This is a genomic window from Inquilinus limosus MP06 (assembly GCF_000767795.1).
Lineage (GTDB): Bacteria > Pseudomonadota > Alphaproteobacteria > DSM-16000 > Inquilinaceae > Inquilinus > Inquilinus limosus_E.
The window spans coordinates 1-18,440 of record NZ_JANX01000057.1 but is presented as its reverse complement, the minus strand read 5'-3'; the positions used below and the strand labels follow the sequence as shown (position 1 = coordinate 18,440).

The window sequence follows — 18,440 nt, the reverse complement described above, 5'->3', positions numbered from 1 at the left end:
GAAGGCATGATGATCCAGGGCCCGGAATTCTGGTGGTGGTGGATCGCCGGCGTGGTGCTGCTGATCCTCGAGGTGATGGTGCCCGCCACCTTCTTCCTGTGGCTCGCCATTTCCGCCGGCATCGTCGGCCTCTTGTCCTGGCTGGTTCCGTCGATCGGCTGGGAATTCCAGGTGCTGATCTTCGCCGTGCTGTCGATCGTCAGCGTCGTGGCCTGGCGCGCCTGGCTGAAGCCGCACGCCGAGGCCAGCGACCAGCCGACGCTGAACCGCCGCGGCGAGCAGTATGTCGGCCGGGTGGTGACGCTGAGCGAGCCGATCGCCAACGGCGTCGGCCGCATCCGCATCGCCGACGCGACCTGGGGCGTGGAAGGCCCGGACCTGCCGGCCGGCACCCGCATCCGCATCGCCGCCGTGGTCGGCACGCGCTTCCGGGTCGAGCAGGATTACGGGTGAGTTGATTTATGAGTTTAGGATTAGCTTGTAACTGATTGTCAAAACTCGATTTTGTCATTGCCGGACTTGACCCGGCAATCCAGAGGCCACGGGGATCTGCCCTGAAAGCCCCTGGATCCTCGGGTCAAGCCCGAGGATGACAGGAAAAGGTATGCCACCTCACACCCCTCGCAGCGCCTCGTCGATCGCAGCGATCTGCGGCAGGCCGCCAGGGATCAGGTGGATCAGGGCGTTGAAGGCGTGGATCATGCCGGGCGCCATGACATAGGTCACCGGCACCTTCGCCTCCTTCAGCATCCGGGCATAGACCCGCGCCTCGTCCCGCAACGGGTCGCATTCCGCCGCCAGCACGAAGGTCTTCGGCAGCCGCGGCGGCACCGGATGCAGGATCGGCGAGGCCAGCGGGTGGTCCGGCGCCTCGTCCGGGCCGAGATAGCATTGCCGGAACCATTCCAGGTCGACGCGGTCCAGCCCGTAGCCGTCGCCGTAATCCAGCACCGAATGCTGGCTCATGGTCAGGTCGAGCCAGGGGCACAGCAGGTAGGTCAGGGCGATGCGCGGCCCGTTCTCGGTCGCGGCCAGCCGGCTGATCGCGGCGGCCAGGCCGGCGCCGGCGCTGGTGCCGCCGACCATCAGCCGGCGCGGGTCGCCGCCGAAGCTTGCGGCGTGATGCGCGGTCCACAGCAGCGCGTCATAGGCGTCGTCGATCGCCGCCGGGAACGGATGGTCGGGGCCGAGGCGATAGCTGGCCGAGATCACCAGCGCCGGGGTGTTGGCGGCGATCCGCCGGGCCTCGTCCTCGCTCTCCTCGATGCCGCCCAGCACATAGCCGCCGCCGTGGAAGTACAGCGCCACCGGCAGCGGGCGCCCCCCGGTCCCCTTCGGCCGCAGGATGCGCACCCGGCGCGGCCCGGCCCGGCCCTCGATCTCGTAATCCTCGACGAGATCCATCTCGGGCAGCTTCGGCATCCGCGACAGCTTCAGCTCGCTGAACACCGCCTTGGCGCGGTCCGCCCCGACATCGGCCCAGGACTGGATGCTCGTCTTTTCCCGCCAGCGCTCCACCGCCTCCAGATACGCCTCGCAGTCGGGATGCAGGATCATCAAGAACTCCGGATCGACGGGACGGTGCTCAACGGCCCGGGCGGAACGCTCAGCGCGCGACCATGGTTCCGATGACGGGTGCCCACAGCACATCGTCGATATGGTCCGCCCCGGTCGCCAGCATCACCAGGCGATCGAAGCCTAGCGCGATCCCGCTGCAATCGGGAAGGCCGCCGCCGCGATCCGGGTCGAGCGCCGCCAGGAAGTCCTCGTCGATCGGGTAACGCACGCCGTAGAGCTGCTGCTTCAGCTCCATATCCGCCTCGAACCGGGCCTGCTGCGCCGCCGCGTCGGTCAGTTCGCCGAAGGCGTTCGCCAGCTCCAGCCCGGCGACATAGAGCTCGAACCGCTCCGCCGTGCGCGGATCGGCCGGATTCGGCCGCGACAGCGCCGCCATCGACAGCGGGTATTCGATCAGCACGCAAGGGGCGCCGAAGCCCAGCTCGGGCTCGATCCGCTCCAGGAACACCCGGAAGAACAGGTCGTCCCAGCGGTCGCCGTCGCGCGCCGGGATGCCGATCGCCGTGGTCGCGGCGTTCAGCAGCGCGAGATCGGGGCTCAGCGGGTCCGGCGCGGTCGCCAGCAGGTCGATGCCGGTGAACTCCAGGAACGCCTGCTGCACCGTCAGCACCCGCCATTCGCCGAAGGGGTCGCAGTCCTGCCCGCGCCAGCTCAGCCGGTCGCGCCCGTCCCCTTCACGATGGGCCGCCCGCGCCGCCGCCTGGAACAGGGCCTGACAGTCGTCGATCAGCGTCCGATACCCCTCCCCGGCCCGGTACCACTCGATCATCGAGAATTCCGGGTGGTGGGTGGCGCTGCGCTCGGCGTTGCGGAAGACGTGGCTCAGCTGGAAGATCCGCTCCAGCCCGGCCGCGAGCAGCTTCTTCATCGCGAATTCGGGGCTGGTGTGCAGGTACAGGCGCTGGGCGTCGTCCGGATGCGGGCCGCGCAGCTCGGTCGAGAACGCGACCAGATGCGGCTCAAGCCCCGGCGAGACCTGCAGCGCCGGGGTGTCGACCTCGAGGAAGCCGCGCTCGGCGAAGACCTGCCGCACCGCCGCCGTGATCCTCGCCCGCGCCTCCAGATACGGCCGCTTGCGGGCGTAGACACCGCTCTGCCACCAGCGGCCGCGCAAGCCCCGAATGCCCGGTTCCGTGCTCATGGTCCTGTCCGATCCTGTCATGCCGCTTCGATAGCAGGTCGCCGCGCGCGGCGCAGCGTTGCTGTCATGGTGCCGACTCGACATTGCCCTTGGCGGGACTTGCTGCTAGGGTCCGCGCCCATCGCGCCACCCTGTCGTGCCACCCCGGCGCGCCAGCGGGGCGCGAAACGCATTTATCTGCAGAAGATCCGCCATGAAGGTCAACGCCATCACGATCCGGCCCGGCAACGTCCTCGAATATGAGGGCAAGCTGATGCTGGTGACCAAGATCGAGATCATTCAGCCGGGCAAGGGCAACGCCGTCATCCAGGTCGAGATGCGCGACGCCCGCACCGGCACCAAGACGCAGCAACGGTTCCGCACCCAGGAGACGGTCGAGCGCGCCCGCCTGGACGAGCACGAGATGCAGTTCCTGTACCAGGAAGGCGACAACCTGACCTTCATGGACAACGAGAACTTCGAGCAGACCCAGGTTCCGGTCGAGACGGTCGGCGAGCCGGCGCGCTTCCTGCAGGAAGGCATGGTCTGCACCGTGACCATGTATGAGGGCTCGGCCCTGTCGGTCGAGCTGCCGCAGACCGTCACCATGCGGATCGCCGAGGCCGACCCGGTGGTGAAGGGGCAGACCGCCTCCTCCTCCTACAAGCCGGCGGTGCTGGAGAATGGCGTGCGCGTCATGGTCCCGCCGCACATCTCGGCGGACACCCGGATCGTCATCAACACGGCCGACGGCACCTATCTCGAGCGCGCGAAGGACTGATCTCCTCTTATGGCCGGACGTTCCCCTCTCATCACCGTCATGATCCGCGCGGCCCAGAAGGCCGGGCGCGGCCTCGTCCGCGATTTCGGCGAGGTCGAGAACCTGCAGGTCAGCCGCAAGGGCCCCGCCGACTTCGTGTCGGCCGCGGACCTCAAGGCCGAGGAGACCCTGCGCGACGAGCTGACGCGCGCCCGCCCGCGCTTCGGCTGGATCATGGAAGAAGGCGGCGTGATCGAGGGTGAGGACAAGGACCGCCGCTGGGTCGTCGACCCGCTGGACGGCACCACCAACTTCCTGCACGGCATCCCGCATTTCGCGATCTCGATCGCGCTGGAGCAGGACGGCGTGCCGGTGGCCGGGGTGATCTTCAACCCGGTGACCGACGAGCTGTACTGGGCGGAGAAGGGCGCCGGCGCCTTCCTCAACGACCGGCGCCTGCGCGTCTCCAGCCGCAAGAACCTGGCGGATTCGCTGATCGGCACCGGCATGCCCTTCATGGGCCGCGGCGACAGCCTCGCCTATCAGCGTGAGCTGCAGATGATCATGCCGCATGTCGCCGGCATCCGCCGGATGGGCGCGGCGTCGCTCGACCTCGCCTATGTCGCCGCCGGCCGGTTCGACGGCTTCTGGGAGACCGGGCTGAACCCCTGGGACATCGCGGCCGGCATCGTCCTGGTGCAGGAGGCGGGCGGCTTCGTCACCGATGTCGACGGCAAGAGCCCGGCCCTGAACGCCGACACCGCGGTGGCCGGCAACGTGCTGATCCACAAGACCCTGGCCATGGCCATCACCAAGGCTCGCGCCCCGCGCGCGCCGAAGACGGCTGCGGCGTCCTGATCTAGGACATCCGTCGTAAGGCTGCATTCCTTCCACGGATGGCCCTGTCCTGACGCTGCTTGGCGATTGTTTCGTCCTCCTCCGCTGGGCTATGGTCCGCCCCGTCGCATGCGGGTGTATGATCCATGGTCCGTAGCGTTGTGAGGTTCGGCTTGGCCCATCGTCAGCAGACCGGCCAGCGGGCATGGGCCCGCATGGCGGTCCTGGTTTTTCCCGCCGCCCTGATCATCGGGGCGGCGACGGCGCGGGCGGAGGATCCGCTCGCCGACGGCGATCTGTCGCTCGACACCCGCCTCCTGACCCGCGGCGAGACCGCGCGTCCGGCGACGCTGCCGGTGCCGACCTCGGCCGGCCCGGTCACCGGCCCGATCCCGTTCCTGGAGCCGTCGTACCAGCCGGCGGCCATCCCGTCCCTGCCCGGCCTGGTCGACGAACCGGCGCCGGCCTATGACGCCGACGTGGTGGTGAAGGGTGCCGGCTTCGCCGACCCGAACGTCAAGGTCAAGGCCATGCCGGGGATGAACCCCAACGACATGGTCGGCCTCCTGGTCGGAGACGGCTTCCGCATCCGCTTCACCCCCGGGGCCGAGGAGATCGGCACCGAGGCCGGCGACCTGCTGTCCGGCCTGGTCGAGAAGCTGGCCGCGGACGGCGGCAGCCAGATCGAGATCCGCGCCTATGCCGGCGCCAAGCCCGACCCGGCCAATGCCCGCCGCGTCTCGCTCAGCCGCGCGCTCAACATCCGCTCCTTCCTGATCGATCGCGGCATCGACAGCAAGCGGATCGCCCTGCGCGCGCTGGGCAACACCTCGCCGCCGGACCAGCCCGCGGATCGCGTCGACCTCCGGATCCAGTAGAAAGCCTCCCGATGTCGATCACCGCCCTGGCATCCCGCCCGTCCTCGATGCGCCCGGCGATGTCCAGCCCACGGCGGTATCTCGTCCGGATGACGGCTTTCGTCATCATCGTCGCCATCGTCGCGGCCCTGCTGGCGCCCGGCGTGTCCTCGGCCTTCATGTCCAACCCGGCGCTGAACGGCGTGATCCTGGCCGCCACGCTGTTCGGCATCGTCTTCTGCTTCCGGGCGGTGCTGAACCTGGAGCCCGACATCCGCTGGATCGAGGCCCATCTGGCGCAACGCGCCCATGGCGGGCGGATGGCGGCGGTGCAGCCGCGCCTGCTGGCCCCGGTGGCCCGGGTGATCGCCGAGCAGCAGGGAGAGCTGAACCTGTCGCCGCTGGCGATGCGCTCGCTGCTCGACGCCATCGGCGCCCGGCTCAGCGAAAGCCGCGAGATCTCGCGCTACCTGATCGGCCTGCTGATCTTCCTCGGCCTGCTCGGCACCTTCTGGGGCCTGCTGGAGACCGTGCGCTCGGCCAGCGGCGTGATCGCCGGGCTGAACATGGAATCGGCCGACCCCAGCGCCGCCTTCGCCACGCTGAAGCACGGGCTTGAGGCGCCGCTGCAGGGCATGGGCACCGCCTTCAGCGCCTCGCTGTTCGGCCTTGCCGGCTCGCTCTCGCTCGGCTTCCTCGAGCTGCAGGCCGGCCAGGCGCAGAACCGCTTCTACAATGAGCTGGAGGACTGGCTCTCGGCCAGCACCCGCCTCTCCGGCGGCCCACAGGGAAGCGGCCTGCAGGTGGAGGCCGGCGAGCCGGTGTTCCCCGCCTATATCGAATCGGTGGTGGCGCAGACGGCCGAGAATCTCGACGCGCTGCGCCGCCTGACGGTGCAGGCGGAGGAGGATCGCCGGGGTCAGGGCGGCGCGCTGGGCGCCGTCGCCACCCAGCTGGCGGCGATCGACGATCACCTGCAGGGCCAGCAGGCGCTGATGGCCCGGCTGGCGGAGGGTGAGCAGGCCACCGCCACGGTGCTGACCCGCCTCGCCACCGCGCTCGAATCCGACCGCTTCGGCATGGACGAGCCCACCCGCCAGCACATCCGCAGCCTCGACACGACAATGCGCCGGATGATCGAGGAGATGTCGACCGGCCGGATCCAGCTCTCCGGCGAGATCCGGGGCGAGATCAAGCTGCTGGCCCGCACCATCGCCGCCTTGGCGGAAGGACCCGAGGCGCGCTGATCGATGGCAATGCGCGGCCGCTACTCGTTCGGTGAACGGCGCCAGGTCGATGTCTGGCCCGGCTGGGTCGACGCGCTGTCGTCCCTGCTGATGGTCGTCATCTTCCTGCTGATGGTGTTCCTGGCCTCGCAATTCTACCTGTCGACCGTGGTCAGCGGCCGGGACGAGACCGTCGGCCGGCTGAACCGCCAGGTCTCCGAGCTGACCGACCGGCTGGCGCTGGAGCAGGAAAGCGGGCGTGACCTGAAGACCCGCATCGACCGGCTGTCGTCCGACCTGGAGGGCAGTGCCAAGGAGCGCGCCGATCTCGGCAGCCGCCTCACCGCCCTGCAGCAGGACCGTGACGCCATCGACCGGCAGCTGCGCACCGCCCTGGCCCAGATCCAGACCCTGACCGGCGGCACCACCGACCGCGACGCGCAGCTCAAGGAAGCCGCGCGGGTGATCCAGGACAACCAGGCGACGATCGAGCGGCAGCGGCGTGAGCTGGCGCAGCTGCAATCCGACCTGGCGACCCTGCGTACCGGCACCCAGGATCGCGACCTGACCGCAAGCCAGCTCTCAAGCTCGCTGGAGGCCAGCCGCAAGGAGGCCTCGGACCTTGGCACCGAGCTCGACCGCACCCGGTCCGAGCGGGACCAGGCGCAGCAGGATGCGAAGGCCGGGCAGGACCGCGCCCAGGCGCTGGAGGCACAGGTCGCCGCGTCGCAGAAAGACGTGCAGGACCTGACCGCCCGGGTCGAGCAGCTCAACAGCCGCATCGCCGAGCTCAGCGGCACGCTCGACCGCGCCACCGCGGCGCTGGCAACCGAGAAGTCGGCCGGAGAGACCGAGCGCAGCCGCGGCGAGCAGCTGGCGGCCGAGGCCGCGGCGCTGCGCCAGCAGCTGTCGCAGATCGAGGCGACGCTGCGCGATTCCGAGGCGACGGTCACCACCAAGGATCTGGAGATCGCCAACCTCAACTCGCGCCTCAACCAGGCGCTGGTGCGGCGGGTCGACGAGCTGAGCCGTTCGCGCTCGGCCTTCTTTGGCAAGCTCCGTGACGTGCTGGGCGACCGGCAGGATGTCCGCGTCGTCGGCGACCGCTTCGTGTTCCAGTCCGAGGTGCTGTTCCCGGTCGGCTCGGCCGACCTGCAGCCGGGCGGCGAGGAACAGCTGGCCGCGTTCGCCGCGACGCTGAAGCGAATCGCCGCGCAGTTCCCGCCGGATGTCGATTGGCTGCTGCGCATCGACGGCCACACCGACCGGCAGCCGATCACCGGCGGGCCGTTCGCCAGCAACTGGCAGCTGTCGACCGCCCGGGCGCTGTCGGTCCTGAACTTCCTGGCGACCCAGGGCATCCCGCCGCAGCGCATGGCGGCGGCCGGTTTCGGCGAGTGGCAGCCGCTCGACACGGGCAGCACGCCCGAGGCCTATCGCCGCAACCGCCGCATCGAGCTGCGCCTCGACCAGCGCGGCGACAGCGGCCCCGATACCTCCGCCGCGGCGCAGTGAGCCGGCGGAAAAGCGTTGCGTCGGGTTTCGCGCGACCGTAATCATCGCCGACCCCGGGGCCGCAGTCCCGGCAGGAATGAAGGGTGCAGAATGAAGAAGCTCCTGACCGGTGTCGCGGCGGCCGCGGTCGTGCTTGGATCCGTGCATGCGGCCCAGGCCGCGTCGGTGCCCATCTGGATCGGCATCGGTTCGGCGGCGATCCTCGCCGCCGGCATCCTTGGCGAGACCCAGGATATCGGCGACATCCGGGTCGGCAACAGCACCGGCGACCTGCCGCTGTCGCTGACGCTCGGCGCCGGTTACTACAACATCCTGAACGACAAGGGCGAGCCCGGCCACGAGGACCGCGACAAGGGCGGCGCCGGCATCGGCCGGGTGGAGCTGCGCTTCAACCAGGAGTTCCTGCGGATCCGGCCCTTCATCGGCGTCGAGGCGAACACGGATTCGGCCACCTACGTCTACGGCGGCGGCATGTTCGACGTCCACTTCGGCGAGCACTTCATCCTGTCGCCGAACGCCGCGGTCGGCGCCTATTTCAACGGCGACGGCCGGGACATGGGCTCCACCCTCGAATTCCGCACCGGCGTCGAGGCGGCGTGGGAGTTCGACAACAAGATGCGGATCGGCGCCGCCTTCCACCACATCTCCAATGCCGGCATCGGCGACGTGAATCCCGGCGTCGAGACACTGACGCTGAACTTCTCGATCCCGCTGAACTGAGGATCGCCGGCCGCGCGGCGGGGGCCGCGCAGGCCTGAATTCCCATACGGACCAGCGGCTTGGCGGCCGATTCGCCGCAGTCGCTGGTCTCGTTCGGACCGACACGGAAGCTTCACATAAGGGGTATAGGCTCCGGCGCGCCACGACTCCCGTGGAAGCAAGAGGTCCCCCATGTCGATCAAGACCCTGGCGATCGCGGTCAGCGCGCTCGCCCTGCTCGGCGCCGGCCCGGCCGTTGCCGCCGACGTCGTCACCATCTACAGCGCCGACGGGCTGCATGACGGCACGCCGAGCTGGTACGGCGAGCAGTTCGACGCCTTCACCAAGGCCACCGGCATCAAGGTGCAGTACATCGAGGCCGGCTCCGGCGTCGTGGTCGACCGCATCGCCAAGGAGAAGTCGAACCCGCAGGCCGACGTCCTGGTCACGCTGCCGCCCTTCATCCAGAACGCCGCCGCCACCGGCCTGCTCGAGCCCTACGCCGCCGCCGGCTCGGAGCAGATCCCGGCGGCCGAGAAGGGGGACCTCTACCTGCCGCTGGTGAACAACTATCTGAGCTTCATCTACAACGGCTCGACCCTGGCCGACGCGCCGAAGACCTTCGACGACCTGCTGGACGCCAAGTTCAAAGGCAAGATCCAGTACTCGACCCCCGGCCAGGCCGGCGACGGCACCGCGGTGATGATCCAGGCGATCCACGCCTATGGCGGCAAGGACGCGGCCTTCGACTATCTGCAGAAGCTGCAGGACAACAATGTCGGCCCGTCCTCCTCGACCGGCAAGCTGACCGCGCTGGTCAACAAGGGCGAGCTGTTCGTGGCCAATGGCGACCTGCAGATGAACATGTCGCAGATGGCCGACAACCCGAACATCCGGGTGTTCTGGCCGGCCGGCAAGGACGGCAAGCGGTCGACCTTCGCCCTGCCCTACTACGTCGCCCTGGTGCATGGCGCGCCGCACAGCGCCAACGGCAAGAAGCTGATCGACTTCCTGCTGAGCCGTGAGGCGCAGGAGAAGGTCAGCGCCGTCGCCGTCGGCCTGCCGGTGCGTCAGGACGTGAAGCCGACCGACGAGAACTACAGGAAGATCGCGCAGGCGATGCAGGGCGTCGAGATCTGGACGCCGGACTGGACCGCGGTGCTGAAGGACCTGCAGGCCGACGTGGCCCGCTGGCATGAGGTCACCGGCAGTTGAGTTCCGTCTCCTCCACCGTGGCCGACGGCGCGCAGGATGCGCCGTCGGCCCGGGCGGCGGCCGCGGCCACGGGCGCCGGCAACTCCATCAGCTTCGAAGCGGTGACCGTCGCCTATCGCGGCACCGTGGTGCTGGACCACCTGACGCTGGAGGTCCGGCCGGGTGAGATCCTGGCGCTGATCGGCCCGTCCGGATCGGGCAAGACCACGGCGCTGCGCGCCGTCGCCGGCTTCGTCCGCCCGGCCTCGGGCCGCATCCGCATCGGCGATGTCGACGTCACCGACCTGCCGCCCTACAGCCGCGGCATCGGCATGGTGGTGCAGAACTACGCCCTGTTCCCGCATATGCGGGTGACCGAGAACGTGTCCTTCGGGCTTCGGGCGCAGGGCGCGTCGCGCGAGCTGATCGCGCAGCGGGTGGCCGAGTGCCTGCGCATCGTCGGCATGGACAGCTACGCCCACCGCTATCCGCGCGAGCTCAGCGGCGGCCAGCAGCAGCGCGTCGCCATCGCCCGCGCTTTGGCGATCCAGCCCCGCGTGCTGCTGCTGGACGAGCCGCTGTCGGCGCTGGACGCGCAGATCCGCCGCTCGATGGTGGAGGAGCTGGCGCGGCTGCACCGCGACCTCCCGGACCTGACCGTGCTCTATGTCACCCACGACCAGAGCGAGGCGCTGACCCTGGCCGACAGCATCGCGGTGATGCGCGACGGCCGGCTGCACGCCCATGGCGCGACCGGGCCGCTGTACCGCACCCCGCCCAACCGCTTCACAGCGGAGTTCCTGGGCCGCGCCAACCTGCTGCCGGTGACGGTCGAGGAAGGCGGCTATGCCCAGCCTAACGCGCAGGTGCGGATCGGCGGGCATGTGCTGTCCGCCACCCCGAACCGGGCGCTGGAGACGGGCACGCAGGCGCTGCTGTGCGTCCGCCCGCACGCGCTGTCGCTGGCGCCGCGGCCGGATTGCGACAACACCGTTCCCGCCACGGTGCGCGAGGTGCAGTGGCAGGGCGAGCAGCACGTCATCACGGCCGACATCGCCGGCACGGTGATCCGCGTGGTCTCGGCGCCGCTGCGCCAGCCGCCGCAGATCGGCGGCACGCTGGAGCTGCACTTCGCCGCCGCCGACGCCAGCCTGCTGCCCGAGGACGAGCGGCGGTGACCGTCGCGACCACGGGGCGCGCAACCCCTGCCCTGCCCGGCGCCAAGACCGTATGGGTGGTGCCGCCGTTGCTGCTGGTGGCCGCGCTGTTCGCTTATCCGCTGGCGCTGATCCTGCGCCAGGCGCTGATGGGCGACGGCGAGGCGGCCAGCCTGGCGAATTTCGCCCAGGTGATCGGCACCCGCGCCTTTCACAACGCGCTGTTCAACACCATCGAGATCGCGGTCGCCGCCACCGCCGGCTGTCTGCTGGCCGGCCTGGCCCTGGCGCTGCTGCTGTCCTTCGTGCCCTTCCCCGGCAGCGGCCTCGTGGCCCGACTGATCGACACGTTCATCGCCCTGCCGACCTTCCTGGTGACGCTGGCCTTCACCTTTCTCTACGGCTCCGCCGGCATGCTGAACGCCGGGCTGGTCGAGAGCTTCGGCCTGGCCGCGCCGCCGGTCGACTTCCTGTACTCGCCCTGGGGCGTGATCCTGGCGGAGGTCACGGTCTACACCCCCTTCGTCATGCGCCCGCTGATGGCCGCCTTCTCGCTGGTCGACCGGGCGCAGATCGAGGTGGCGAGCAGCCTCGGCGCCCGGCCGGCGCGGATCGTGCGCCAGGTGATCCTGCCCGCCGCCCTGCCGGCGCTGCTGGCCGGCGGCAGCCTGTGCCTGCTGCTGACGGTGAACGAGTTCGGCATCGTGCTGTTCATCGGCGCCAAGGGAGTCATCACCCTGCCGCTGCTGGTCTACGACAAGGCGATCCAGGAATTCGACTACACCACCGCCTGCGTCATCGCCGTGGTCAATGTCGTGCTGTCGCTGGGCCTGTTCACGCTGTACCGGGTGGTGGTCGGGCGGTTGGGAGGGCGGCATGCTGCTGTGGTCTGACCGCGGGCGCGCGGCGGCCTGGGCCCTGACCGCCCTGATCGTCGGCGTGCTCTACGTCGCGCCGCTGGCGGTGATCCTGATGGCCGCCTTCTCCGGCCAGTGGAACGGCGTGCTGCCCAGCCACCCGACCCTGCGCCATGTCGCCGACGCCGTCTCCGGCCCCTCGGCCGAGCAGATCTGGGCCAGCCTTGTCACCGGCGCCGTGGCCAGCCTGATCGCGCTGGCGGCCGGCACCTGGGCGGCGCTGGCCCTGCGGCCGCTGGCCGGGCGGCTGCGCCGCATCCTGGACCTGGTGTTCTTCCTGCCCAGCGCCGTGCCCTCGGTGTCGGTCGGCCTCGGCGTGCTGGTCGCCTACAGCCAGCCGCCGCTGCTGCTGAACGGTACCGTCGCGATCGTGCTGGTGGTGCATCTGGTGCTGATCTCGGCCTTCGCCTTCGGCAACGTCTCGGCCGGCCTGTCGCGGCTGGCGCCGGAGTTCGAGCAGGTGGCGGAGAGCCTGGGCGCGCGGCCCGGCTTCCGGCTGCGCCATGTCACCCTGCCGCTGCTGATGCCCTATCTGCTGGCCGCCTTCAGCCTGTCCTTCGCCCTGTCGATGGGCGAGCTGGGGGCGACGGTGATGGTGTATCCGCCGGGCTGGGTGACCCTGCCGGTCGGCATCTTCGCCCTGACCGACCGCGGCGACGTGTTCCAGGGCGCGGCCCTGACGGTGGTGCTGATCCTGGTGACGCTGGCGGTGCTGGGCGCGATGTCGCTGGTGCCCAGGCGGGCGGCGCCCGGGCGGTAGCGGCCAACGCCGCTCACAACTCCTAACGGGCGGTGCGGCGCGATCTCTGCTGGGATGGGCGCCGCACCGAATCGTCGCCCGTGATGGAGTTCCCGATGAAACCTGCCCGCACCGCCCTGCTCGGGGCCGCCCTCGCCTCGGCCGTCTTCGCCGCGGTCGCCCTGGCCGCCCAGGCCGGCGGCGCCGGCACGCCCGACAACGCCTCGCCGATCTATGGGGTCACCATCCCGGAGGGCTATCGGCAGTGGCAGTTCATCGCCCCGGCGCATGAGACCGACCCGCTGAACGAGCTGCGCGTCGTGGTCGGCAACCCGACGGCGGTCAAAGCGTATCAGGACGGCACCCTGCCCTTCCCCGACGGCACCATCCTGGTGAAGCTGGCCTGGAAGCATGTCCAGTCCACCGAGTTCGCGCCCGCCTATGTCCCCGGCGCGGCGACCACGGTGCAGGTCATGGTCAAGGATTCGAAGAAATACCCGGACACCGGCGGTTGGGGCTTCGGCCGCTTCATCGACGGCAAGCCGGTCGATCAGGCCCAGCACGAGACCTGCTGGGCCTGCCACCAGGCCAATGTGAAGGACCACGACTATGTCTTCACGCGATTCGCGCCCTAAGAGACCGTTTGCAAATGCTACTGGTGCGGCCGTCTGATGGCGGTTTCTGCGCTTCCGGTGCTCACGGACTTGACGTCCACTGCGCTCCGGTTCTCGAAACCGCCACCAGCCGACTCACACCAGCGCATTTTCAAACAGTCTCTTGGGGTTGGTCCAACCGCCCTCAGTGCCGGCCGGGGCGGCGGTGTCTGACATCGCCGATGCTCATGGCCAGGATCCGGCTGATCTCGGTCAGGTCCCGGCCGGATTCCGCCGACCAGCGGTTGAAGGCCTGCTGCATCGCCTTGAAGTCGCCCTTGCCGCCGGGCGGCTTGGTCAGCACGCCTTCGCGGATCAGCGCGGCCACGACGTCGCCGGTCGGGATGAAGGCCGGCTTGCCGATGCCGCGCAGGAACCGCATGCCGGTGTCGCCGCCCAGGCGGCTGCCGCGCTTCTTCAGCACCTCCAGCAGGCCGACATAGTCCGAGTCCGGCCAACCGGCGAGGAACTTCGCCGCGCTGCCATGCTCGGCCGCCAGGTCCAGCAGGAACCGGGCATTGGCCGCGACCGACTGGATCTTGGCGCCATGCCGGACGATGCGGCTGTCCTGCAGCAGGGCGTCGGACTCCTCCTCCGACAGCCCGGCGCAGCGGCGGGGGTCGAAGCCGCCGAAGGCGGCCTCGAAGCCGTCCCATTTGGCCGTGATCACCTTGGCGGCGAAGCCGGCGTTGAAGATGCGCCGGGTCATCTCCGCCAGGATGCGGTCGTCCGGCGTGGCGGCGATCTCGGCCGGCGTCTTCGACCTGGTCTCGGCGAGCGCGCGTTCGAGCACGTCCATCCCGCCCCGGCGCTCCGCCGCCAGCGAGATCACCTTCGCGAAATCACCCATGCCGCAATTCCTTCGGTTCGGCGCCGGCGGACAGGAGAACCCCTTCACCCTCGCCGATCCAGAGGAAAATGGCGCAACGCCACCGGCCCCTCCGGTCACCCGATGCCGGGAGGCCCGGCGTGCGGCGGCCGCTTCTCGTGCACCGCAGCCCCACTGATCGCAGGCCTGCGCTCCGTCGCCTATGAACCGATGCGCAGCACGATCTTGCCATTGGGACGCGGTCGGATGCCGTCCAGCATCTCATGCGCGGTCCGCGCCTCGGCGAGCGGCAGGACCAGACCGATCCGGGTGAGCAACTCCCCACGACATTCTCGCGTTCAAGGACCCGAGCTTCCGGCGCGGCGATCTCTGCAGCATCATCTTGGGCTCACACTGACCGCATTGATCGGCTGATCCATGGCCAGCCCGGTGGCGCAGGCGGTGGAACCAGACGCCGCACAGCTCCGCTTTCCGGCATGCGTGCGGCGCCTCCTATCGGGAACCAACCGGAGGGCTTCCAGAGCCGGGCACACGGGAAACCACGAGGATGGCCGGCGTCCGCTTGCAGGATGCCTACGTGAACGCAGCTTTTGGCGTATCTTGGCCTGGCAACGCGGACGGCGACCGGTGATCCGGAGGGACCCCGGGACGCACAGGAACCGCGTCCGCGTTCCTCTCGTTGCGGTGGAGATGGCGACCCGTGCCCGGTGAAGCGCGATGACCGGGAGATCGGCCGGCGCGGGGTTCGGGCCCGCCGATCGTCGTGTCGCGGCTCGCGCCGCGCATCCATCGCAAGCGGAAGGAGGAGAGCCATGTCCCCCTCGGAGCCCGCTGCCGGGCCGACCGTCAAGCTCGGCGTCAGCGCGCCCCTGTCCGGCCGCGGCGCGGTGCTGGGCCGCGAGATGGCCCAGGCGGTCCGTCTCGCCGTCGAGGAGGCCGGCGCCTCCGGTCTCCGGGTCGAGCTGGTGGAGCGTGACGACCGCGGCGAGGAGCAGGCCGGCCTCGCCGTGGCCCGCGGCTTCGCCGACGACCCGGCGGTTCTGGCCGTGATCGGCCCCTACAACAGCAATGTCGCGCTGCCCGCAGCACCCCTGTACAGCGGTGCCCGCCTGGCGCTGGTCGGGCCGATCGTGTCCAACCCGGCGCTGACCGAATCCGGCTGGGACACGATGTTCCGCTTCACCGCCCGCGACGACGACACCGCGATGGCGATCGCGGACCATCTCGCCCGCGCCCTCGGCAAGCGCCGCGCCGTCCTGGTCGCCACGGCCACCGCCTATGGCCGCAGCATGACGGGCCGGTTCGACGGCGCCTTCGCGGCGGCCGGCGGCGTGGTCCTGGCCCGGCATGAGGTGGCGGAGGGCGAGACCCGCTTCGACGCCCTGGCCGACGCCCTGCCGGCGGACACGGATGTCGTGTTCTACGGTGGCACCTATGAGGGCGCGCCGCTGCTCTCCGCGCTGCGCCGCCGCGGCCGGCCGCAGCTCTTCGCCGCCGGGGACGGCTGCTGGGACCGGCCGAACTTCCTCGATCCCGCCGGCGCCGCGGCGGAGGCCGGGGAAGGCGTGCTGATCCTCTCCGCCTGTCCCCAGCCCGGCGAGGTGCCCGGCGCGCGGGAGATGGTCGCGCGCTATGAGCGGCGCTTCGGCCCGGTGCTCAACTACGCGGTCAATGCCTATGACGCGGCCGCGCTGACCCTCGCCGCCCTGAACGACGCGGCCGCCGTCGCGACGCCGGATCGCGACGCCGTGCTCGCCGCCCTGCGCCGGGCGGAGTGGCGGGGCATCGCCTATCCCGACCCGGTGCGCTGGGACGCGAAGGGAGACAACCGCGCCGCCGCGACGGCGCTGCACGTCGTGCGGGACGGCCGCTTCGTCCAGGTGGCGCTGGTCCGGAAGACCTGAAGATCCCGGTGGTCCGCCCCTCCCCGCCCCTCCCCTCCCCTCCTCTCCTCGCCATGACGAGGGCGGGGGACGGTCAGGCCGCCGAAGGCCTCAGCGCGTCAGCGGCTTGTACTTGATGCGGTGCGGCTGGTCTGCCTCGGTGCCCAGGCGGCGGTGGCGGTCCTTCTCGTAATCCTCGTAATTGCCCTCGAACCACACCACCTCGCTGTCGCCCTCGAAGGCCAGCATGTGCGTCGCCAGGCGGTCGAGGAAGAAGCGGTCGTGGCTGATCACGATGGCGCAGCCGGGGAAGGTCAGCAGCGCCTCCTCCAGCGCCCGCAGCGTCTCGACGTCGAGGTCGTTGGTCGGCTCGTCGAGCAGCAGGACGTTGGCGCCGGACTTCAGCATCTTCGCCAGGTGGACGCGGTTGCGCTCGCCGCCCGACAGCTGGCCGACCTTCTTCTGCTGGTCGCCGCCCTTGAAGTTGAAGGCGCCGACATAGGCGCGGCTGGGCATCTTGCGCTTGCCGAGGTCGATCTCGTCGAGCCCGCCGGAGATCTCCTCCCACACCGTCTTGTTCGGGGAGAGGTCGTCGCGGCTCTGGTCGACATAGCCGAGCTTCACCGTCTCGCCGACCTTGAGCGCGCCGCCGTCCGGCGTGTCCTGGCCGGTGATCATCTTGAACAGGGTCGACTTGCCGGCGCCGTTCGGGCCGATGACGCCGACGATGCCGCCGCGCGGCAGGCGGAAGCTCAGATTGTCGATCAGCAGGCGGTCGCCGAAGCCCTTCGACACGCCCACGGCGTCGATCACGTTGTCGCCCAGCCGCTCCGGCGTCGGGATCAGGATCTGGGCCTGGCCCGGGGCCTGCTCGCGGCTCTGCGCCAGCAGGTCCTCATAGGCGTGGATGCGCGCCTTCTGCTTGGCCTGGCGGCCGCGGGCGCCCTGCCGGATCCACTCCAGCTCCTCGGCCAGGGTCTTCTGCCGGCTCGACTCCTCCTTGGCCTCCTGGGCCAGGCGCTTCTCCTTGGCCTCGAGATAGGCCGAGTAGTTGCCCTCGTAGGGGATGCCGCGGCCGCGGTCGAGCTCGAGGATCCAGCCGGTGACGTTGTCGAGGAAGTAGCGGTCATGGGTGACCATGACCACGGTGCCCTTGTAGTCCTCCAGATGCCGCTCCAGCCAGGCCACCGACTCCGCGTCGAGATGGTTGGTGGGCTCATCGAGAAGCAGGAGGTCGGGTTTGGCCAGCAGCAGCTTGGCCAGCGCCACGCGGCGCCGCTCGCCGCCCGACAGGTTGGTCACCGGGCTGTCGCCGGGCGGGCAGCGCAGCGCGTCCATGGCGATCTCGACCGTGCGGTCGAGGTCCCAGGCGTCGGCGGCGTCGATCTTCTCCTGCAGCTCGGCCTGCTCGGCCATCAGCGCGTCGAAATCGGCGTCGGGCTCGCCCATCGCCTCGCTGACGGCGTTGAAGCGGTCGACCATCGCCTTGATCGGCGCCAGGCCTTCCATGACGTTCTCGGCCACGGTCTTGTTCGGGTCGAGCTCCGGCTCCTGCGGCAGGTAGCCGACGGTGGCGCCCTGGGCCACCCAGGCCTCGCCGGTGAACTCCTTGTCGATGCCGGCCATGATCCGCATCAGGCTCGACTTACCGGAGCCGTTCGGGCCCAGCACGCCGATCTTCACGCCCGGCAGGAAGGACAGCCAGATCTTCTCCAGCACGACCTTGCCGCCCGGATAGGCCTTGGTCATGTCCTTCATCACGAAGACGTACTGGTAGGAGGCCATCGGAAGCCGCTCCGTTCACAAACCCTGTAGGGAAGGCCCGGGTTTTAGCCCATGGGGCCGGCGAAGGCCAGGGCCGCTTGCCGCAGCGGCGTCGGACCACGCGCCCTGCTATGGTTTGCGGATGACTCGCAAATCCAGGACAGACGAAGCCGACGCGATCGTGGTCGGCGGCGGCCCAGCCGGGCTGCTGGCGGCGCTGCTGCTGGCCCAGGGTGGCGTCGACACCGTGCTGGTCGCACCACCGGCGCCGGAGGACCACCGCACCACCGGCCTGCTGGCCGGGTCGGTCGCGATCCTGGAGCGGGCCGGGATCTGGCCGGCGGTGCGTCCTCTGGCGGCGCCGATGCGGGCGATCCGGCTGATCGACGATTCCGCCCGCCGCATCAGCGGGCCCGAGGTGCTGTTCCGCGCCGCCGAGATCGGCCGCGACGCCTTCGGCCACAACATCGCCAACCGCGATCTGGTCGCCGCTCTGGCCGCTGCCGTCGCCGCCATGCCCAACCTGCGCCGGATGACGGAGGCGGCAACCGAGACCCGCGTCGGCATCGGCGGCGTGACCGTGCGGACCGCGGCCGGCGAGACCGCGCGCGGCCGGCTGCTGGTTGGGGCCGACGGCCGCAATTCGGCGGTGCGGGCTGCCGCCGGCATCGTCGTGCGCCGCTGGGGCTACGACCAGGCGGCGCTGGTGACT

General features: G+C 70.2%; 18 protein-coding genes. 14 read left to right on the top strand and 4 right to left on the bottom strand.

What is annotated here, in order from left to right:
• Positions 1 to 453: NfeD family protein (locus P409_RS07310; protein ID WP_202964584.1), on the top strand; the 453-nt coding region annotated here is incomplete at its 5' end.
• A gap of 159 nt (positions 454 to 612) precedes the next feature.
• On the opposite strand, the gene P409_RS07305 is transcribed toward P409_RS07310, so the two are convergent.
• Together P409_RS07305 and epmA are read right to left on the bottom strand one after the other, a co-directional pair.
• The gene (locus P409_RS07305; protein ID WP_052120148.1) at positions 613 to 1,557 is read right to left on the bottom strand and encodes an alpha/beta hydrolase; all 945 of its coding nucleotides are present in this window, start codon (positions 1,555 to 1,557) and stop codon (positions 613 to 615) included.
• Positions 1,558 to 1,606: 49 nt separating this feature from the next.
• Positions 1,607 to 2,719: an EF-P lysine aminoacylase EpmA gene (epmA, locus tag P409_RS07300; protein ID WP_052120147.1), complete on the bottom strand. Its 1,113-nt coding sequence runs from the start codon at positions 2,717 to 2,719 to the stop codon at positions 1,607 to 1,609.
• A 193-nt stretch (positions 2,720 to 2,912) separates the two neighbouring features.
• On the opposite strand from epmA, the gene efp reads away from it, so the two are divergent.
• The 11 genes from efp to P409_RS07245 all read left to right on the top strand — a co-directional run bounded on the left by efp (position 2,913) and on the right by P409_RS07245 (position 13,234).
• Complete coding sequence (gene efp / locus P409_RS07295; RefSeq protein WP_034833654.1) at positions 2,913 to 3,479, top strand: elongation factor P; 567 nt, start codon at positions 2,913 to 2,915, stop codon at positions 3,477 to 3,479.
• A gap of 9 nt (positions 3,480 to 3,488) precedes the next feature.
• The gene (locus tag P409_RS07290; protein WP_081991343.1) at positions 3,489 to 4,316 is read left to right on the top strand and encodes an inositol monophosphatase family protein; all 828 of its coding nucleotides are present in this window, start codon (positions 3,489 to 3,491) and stop codon (positions 4,314 to 4,316) included.
• A gap of 194 nt (positions 4,317 to 4,510) precedes the next feature.
• Positions 4,511 to 5,173 carry an OmpA family protein gene (locus P409_RS07285; RefSeq protein WP_034833652.1) on the top strand — a complete coding sequence of 221 codons (663 nt, stop codon included), beginning with the start codon at positions 4,511 to 4,513 and terminating at the stop codon, positions 5,171 to 5,173.
• Between the two features lie 11 nt (positions 5,174 to 5,184).
• Positions 5,185 to 6,399 (top strand): hypothetical protein, encoded by a 1,215-nt coding sequence (locus P409_RS07280; RefSeq protein ID WP_052120145.1) that lies wholly within the window; start codon positions 5,185 to 5,187, stop codon positions 6,397 to 6,399.
• A 3-nt stretch (positions 6,400 to 6,402) separates the two neighbouring features.
• Entirely contained in the window at positions 6,403 to 7,893 is a 1,491-nt protein-coding gene (locus tag P409_RS07275; RefSeq protein ID WP_081991341.1) for a peptidoglycan -binding protein, read from the top strand.
• A 90-nt stretch (positions 7,894 to 7,983) separates the two neighbouring features.
• On the top strand, positions 7,984 to 8,613 hold the full coding sequence (locus P409_RS07270) for an acyloxyacyl hydrolase (RefSeq protein WP_034833650.1): 630 nt from the start codon (positions 7,984 to 7,986) through the stop codon (positions 8,611 to 8,613).
• Between the two features lie 171 nt (positions 8,614 to 8,784).
• Positions 8,785 to 9,807, top strand: a complete 1,023-nt coding sequence (locus P409_RS07265; RefSeq protein WP_034833645.1) for a 2-aminoethylphosphonate ABC transporter substrate-binding protein — start codon at positions 8,785 to 8,787, stop codon at positions 9,805 to 9,807.
• Positions 9,804 to 10,964 carry an ABC transporter ATP-binding protein gene (locus P409_RS40255; protein WP_034833640.1) on the top strand — a complete coding sequence of 387 codons (1,161 nt, stop codon included), beginning with the start codon at positions 9,804 to 9,806 and terminating at the stop codon, positions 10,962 to 10,964. Before P409_RS07265 ends, P409_RS40255 begins: the two co-directional genes overlap by 4 nt.
• Entirely contained in the window at positions 10,961 to 11,836 is an 876-nt protein-coding gene (locus P409_RS07255; protein ID WP_052120142.1) for a 2-aminoethylphosphonate ABC transporter permease subunit, read from the top strand. Before P409_RS40255 ends, P409_RS07255 begins: the two co-directional genes overlap by 4 nt.
• Positions 11,820 to 12,620, top strand: coding sequence for an ABC transporter permease subunit (locus P409_RS07250; RefSeq protein ID WP_034833637.1), 801 nt, complete (start codon positions 11,820 to 11,822; stop codon positions 12,618 to 12,620). The genes P409_RS07255 and P409_RS07250 overlap by 17 nt, the downstream gene beginning before the upstream one ends.
• 95 nt (positions 12,621 to 12,715) lie before the next feature.
• Positions 12,716 to 13,234, top strand: coding sequence for a cytochrome P460 family protein (locus tag P409_RS07245; protein ID WP_034833657.1), 519 nt, complete (start codon positions 12,716 to 12,718; stop codon positions 13,232 to 13,234).
• Positions 13,235 to 13,397: 163 nt separating this feature from the next.
• On the opposite strand, the gene P409_RS07240 is transcribed toward P409_RS07245, so the two are convergent.
• Positions 13,398 to 14,102 carry a DNA-3-methyladenine glycosylase I gene (locus P409_RS07240; RefSeq protein WP_034833635.1) on the bottom strand — a complete coding sequence of 235 codons (705 nt, stop codon included), beginning with the start codon at positions 14,100 to 14,102 and terminating at the stop codon, positions 13,398 to 13,400.
• Positions 14,103 to 14,893: 791 nt separating this feature from the next.
• On the opposite strand from P409_RS07240, the gene P409_RS07235 reads away from it, so the two are divergent.
• Positions 14,894 to 15,985, top strand: a complete 1,092-nt coding sequence (locus P409_RS07235; RefSeq protein WP_034833632.1) for a branched-chain amino acid ABC transporter substrate-binding protein — start codon at positions 14,894 to 14,896, stop codon at positions 15,983 to 15,985.
• 90 nt (positions 15,986 to 16,075) lie between these two features.
• Here P409_RS07235 and ettA read toward each other — a convergent pair whose 3' ends face one another.
• Positions 16,076 to 17,749, bottom strand: a complete 1,674-nt coding sequence (gene ettA, locus P409_RS07230; protein ID WP_034833629.1) for an energy-dependent translational throttle protein EttA — start codon at positions 17,747 to 17,749, stop codon at positions 16,076 to 16,078.
• Positions 17,750 to 17,870: 121 nt separating this feature from the next.
• On the opposite strand from ettA, the gene P409_RS07225 reads away from it, so the two are divergent.
• A partial coding sequence (locus tag P409_RS07225) for an FAD-dependent monooxygenase (protein WP_034833656.1) occupies positions 17,871 to 18,440 on the top strand: 570 nt, incomplete at its 3' end.

What these genes read in the sequence shown, in the direction of transcription:
- P409_RS07305 (WP_052120148.1), bottom strand. Translation starts at nt 1,557, where the DNA reads ATGATCCTGCATCCCGACTGCGAGGCGTATCTGGAGGCGGTGGAGCGC.
- epmA (WP_052120147.1), bottom strand. Translation starts at nt 2,719, where the DNA reads ATGAGCACGGAACCGGGCATTCGGGGCTTGCGCGGCCGCTGGTGGCAG.
- efp (WP_034833654.1), top strand. Translation starts at nt 2,913, where the DNA reads ATGAAGGTCAACGCCATCACGATCCGGCCCGGCAACGTCCTCGAATAT.
- P409_RS07290 (WP_081991343.1), top strand. Translation starts at nt 3,489, where the DNA reads ATGGCCGGACGTTCCCCTCTCATCACCGTCATGATCCGCGCGGCCCAG.
- P409_RS07285 (WP_034833652.1), top strand. Translation starts at nt 4,511, where the DNA reads ATGGCGGTCCTGGTTTTTCCCGCCGCCCTGATCATCGGGGCGGCGACG.
- P409_RS07280 (WP_052120145.1), top strand. Translation starts at nt 5,185, where the DNA reads ATGTCGATCACCGCCCTGGCATCCCGCCCGTCCTCGATGCGCCCGGCG.
- P409_RS07275 (WP_081991341.1), top strand. Translation starts at nt 6,403, where the DNA reads ATGGCAATGCGCGGCCGCTACTCGTTCGGTGAACGGCGCCAGGTCGAT.
- P409_RS07270 (WP_034833650.1), top strand. Translation starts at nt 7,984, where the DNA reads ATGAAGAAGCTCCTGACCGGTGTCGCGGCGGCCGCGGTCGTGCTTGGA.
- P409_RS07265 (WP_034833645.1), top strand. Translation starts at nt 8,785, where the DNA reads ATGTCGATCAAGACCCTGGCGATCGCGGTCAGCGCGCTCGCCCTGCTC.
- P409_RS07250 (WP_034833637.1), top strand. Translation starts at nt 11,820, where the DNA reads ATGCTGCTGTGGTCTGACCGCGGGCGCGCGGCGGCCTGGGCCCTGACC.
- P409_RS07245 (WP_034833657.1), top strand. Translation starts at nt 12,716, where the DNA reads ATGAAACCTGCCCGCACCGCCCTGCTCGGGGCCGCCCTCGCCTCGGCC.
- P409_RS07240 (WP_034833635.1), bottom strand. Translation starts at nt 14,102, where the DNA reads ATGGGTGATTTCGCGAAGGTGATCTCGCTGGCGGCGGAGCGCCGGGGC.
- P409_RS07235 (WP_034833632.1), top strand. Translation starts at nt 14,894, where the DNA reads ATGTCCCCCTCGGAGCCCGCTGCCGGGCCGACCGTCAAGCTCGGCGTC.
- ettA (WP_034833629.1), bottom strand. Translation starts at nt 17,749, where the DNA reads ATGGCCTCCTACCAGTACGTCTTCGTGATGAAGGACATGACCAAGGCC.